This is a genomic window from Erwinia sp. PME.40.26/001 (genome assembly GCF_055556675.1).
In genome coordinates this window covers 1-255 of sequence record NZ_JBVHNP010000293.1, presented here as the reverse complement: position 1 = coordinate 255, position 255 = coordinate 1, and the positions used below count along the sequence as shown (strand labels likewise).

At 71.4% G+C, this 255-nt stretch carries 1 protein-coding gene; it reads right to left on the bottom strand.

Annotated elements, in window-relative coordinates; all coding sequences use genetic code 11:
- Positions 1-255 (bottom strand): amidohydrolase family protein (locus ACZ3HG_RS24245; protein ID WP_465335008.1); only part of this gene is annotated, 255 nt, incomplete at both ends.

The window sequence follows — 255 nt, the reverse complement described above, 5'->3', positions numbered from 1 at the left end:
ATCTTCTCCACGATCGCGTCGAGCGAGTCGGTCGGCACCCGGTCGACGAGGCGTTTGACGAAGTTGAACCGCACGCCGCGCACACCGGCCTCGTGCAGCTCGGCGAGCTCCTCGTCGGTCACGTCGCGACGAACCGTCGCGACCCCGCGGGCACGCCCCTTGCTGCGGCGCAGCGCGTCGACGAGCGCCCGGTTGTCGGCGCCGTGGCAGGTCGCCTGCACGATGACGTTCCGGTCGAAGCCGAGCTGGTCGCGC